Consider the following 2,742-nt stretch of genomic DNA (forward strand, 5'->3'; position numbering starts at 1 on the left):
CACACCCGCGTCGCCAAGCGCGCCACCCACCACAGCGGACAGGTGAACGCGACCGGAAGCACGTCCCCACGCTACCGTCGCGCCGGGCCGGGCGCACCGACCACGGGCGTGTCGGATCACGCCGCGCCGACCCCGTTCGACCAGGGTGGACGCTGTCAGCGCAGGTCGACGTACGTTGATCGACGGCCGGTCTGACCGACCTCGTCGGCGGCCCCGCCGGCCGCGGCCCGGGTGCTGCTCTCGGGGTTTCCCGCGTCGCCGGCGGCCTGCCGGCCGGCCGCGCGTTGCCGGGGGACGGGCGCCGGACGCGCCGCACGACGCGGCGCGAGCCGGCGCATCATCGGGGTCTCGACGAAGCGGTGCAGCAGCCCGGCGAGGATCAGGTTCGCCACCAGGAAGCCGAGCACCACGGCCGGGCCGCGCCAACCCGCGAAGCCGATCCCCCAGGTCCCGCTCCAGCGCAGCACGCTCGTCATCACCAGCACGTGCACCAGGTAGAAGGCGAACGAGACCTCACCGAGCCAGACCAGCGGCCGGGACCGCCACGGCGAGCGCCGACCCCGCACGTCCGCGTCCGCGGCGGCGGCGATCACCAACAGGTACGCGACGGCGAGCAGCGTGGTCCACAGCTCGGCGCGGATCCACTGCGCGGCCGCCACCCAGGTGACCAGGAAGATCCCGCTGGCCACGGTCAGACCGGGGCCGCGCCAGAGCCCCCGGCGCATCAACTCGGCCGCCACCGCGCCCAACCAGAACTCCAGCGACCGTACCGGCGGGAAGATCTGGGTGAACCACCACCGACTCACCTCCGGCACCAACTCCTGCGCCGGCCAGAGCGCGAGGATCAGCAGCGGCAGCCCGACGATCAGCGCCCAGAGCACCTTCGGCCGGGCCCGGCGCAGCAGCGGCAGGGCCAGCGGCAGACAGAGGTAGAAGAAGAACTCGCAGGAGAGCGACCAGCTGACGGTGTTGATGCTGTAGAACCAGCCCGGCCGGGGGTCCCACGCCTGCAGCAGCAGCAGGTTCTCCAGCGCCGCCGCCGGTAGGACCGGGTCGGCGAACCACGCGGCGACCACAAGCGTCGCCGCCCACAGCACCAGGTGGTTCGGGTAGATCTTGGCGATCCGTCGCCGCCAGAAGGTACGCCGGGAGTCGCCCGCGCGGGCCGACCAGACCAGCACGAAACCGCTGAGGATGAAGAAGAACTGCACCCCGGAGAGACCCAGGGTGAACAGCGCGTCGACCACGGCCTTGTAGTCCGGCTCGGCGATGATCCGCATGGTGCCGGCGTGGAAGCCGAAGACCAGCAGGGCGGCTATCCAGCGCAGCCCGGTCAGCGAGGGCAGCCGGGCCGGGGCCGGCGCGGGCCGGGCACCCGACACCGCGGCGACGCTCGTCATGCCGGGATCCCGACGCTCGGCAGGGCCACCAGCACGGTCGTATCCTCCTCGGCGCGGCGTCGGACGGCGCGACGGCGACGCCCGCGACGACCCGGCAGGGCCGCACCGAGGCACCCTACCGGGTCACTCCCGGGTGAACCGGACGCGTCCCACCCGCCCCACGAGCCCGCCGTTCCCCGGGCCGGGGAACCACCCACCGGCCGGCGTTAACCTTCCGCTGGGCGGGAGTTCAGAGATTCCACCATCGGCGGCAACGTCAGGTTCCGGGGCCGGCCACCCGGGTCGTCGAAGGTGGCGGACGTGGTCAATGAGCCGACGCACGCACCGCTGCTGAGCATCGTCGTGCCCGTGTACGGCGTCGAGGCGTACCTGTACCAGTGCCTGGAGTCGATCCGGGCCGACATCCCGGCCGGCGAATCGGACACGGTCGAGCTGATCGCCGTCGACGACGCCTCCCCCGACGGCTGTGGCGCGATGCTCGACGCGTACGCGGTCGGCCGCGACGGCGTCCGCGTCGTGCACCTGAGCAGCAACGTGGGTCTGGGGCTGGCCCGCAACGCCGGGCTCGACGTGGCCACCGGCCGGTACGTCTGGTTCGTCGACAGCGACGACTGGTTGCCGCCGGGCACCATCGCGGCGGTGCTGGACCGGCTGCGCCAGCACCAGCCCGACGTGCTGATGCTCGACCACCTGCGGGTGCACGAGGACGGCCGGCGGGAGATCGACGCGAGCAGCCCGCTGTTGCGCGGAATTCCCGGCGTCACCCGGCTGGCCGACCAGCCGCAACTGCTGCGGGTGCAGCACACCGCCTGGAACAAGGTGGTCCGCCGGGACTTCATGGACGAGCTGGAACTGCGGTTCTTCCCCGGCTGGTACGAGGACATCCCGTTCAGCCACCCCCTGCTGATCGGGGCCGAGAAGGTCTCCGTGCTGGACCGGGTCTGCTACCTGTACCGCCAGGGCCGCCAGGGCGCGATCACCTCCACCCGCAGCGGCCGGCACTTCGACGCCTTCGCCCAGTACGAGCGGCTGCTGGACTGGGTCGCCCGGAAGCACCCGGACGAGCGGTTGCAGGCCGAGCTGTTCGAGCTGATGATCAGCCACTACCTGGTGGTGGTGGGCAACGACGGACGGCTGCACCCACACCTGCGGCGCGACTTCTTCCACCGGGCCGCCGCGCACTACCGTCGGTACCTGCCCACCGGCGGCTACCCGCTCCCCCAAGGCGTGGCCGGGCTCAAGCACCGCCTCGTCGGGCGGGGTGACTGGTTGGCGTACTCGGCGCTGCGCCAGGCCCACCGGGTCGCCGGTCGCCTGCGTCGGCCCGGCCCGGCGGCCGGCG

At 72.8% G+C, this 2,742-nt stretch carries 2 protein-coding genes; one reads left to right on the forward strand and one right to left on the reverse strand.

The window, feature by feature from the left end; all coding sequences use genetic code 11:
• Positions 1-155 precede the first annotated feature (155 nt).
• Entirely contained in the window at positions 156-1,400 is a 1,245-nt protein-coding gene (locus tag PSH25_RS26170) for an acyltransferase family protein (RefSeq protein ID WP_238661578.1), read from the reverse strand.
• Between the two features lie 300 nt (positions 1,401-1,700).
• On the opposite strand from PSH25_RS26170, the gene PSH25_RS26175 reads away from it, so the two are divergent.
• Positions 1,701-2,742 (forward strand): glycosyltransferase family 2 protein (locus PSH25_RS26175; RefSeq protein ID WP_238661579.1); only part of this gene is annotated, 1,042 nt, incomplete at its 3' end.

Origin of the sequence: Micromonospora foliorum, from assembly GCF_022229015.1 — a bacterium.
GTDB classification, from domain to species: Bacteria; Actinomycetota; Actinomycetes; order Mycobacteriales; family Micromonosporaceae; genus Micromonospora; species Micromonospora foliorum.

Bases quoted from the DNA above. Each gene is read 5' to 3' on its own strand.
- PSH25_RS26170 (WP_238661578.1), bottom strand. From the start codon at position 1,400: ATGACGAGCGTCGCCGCGGTGTCGGGTGCCCGGCCCGCGCCGGCCCCG.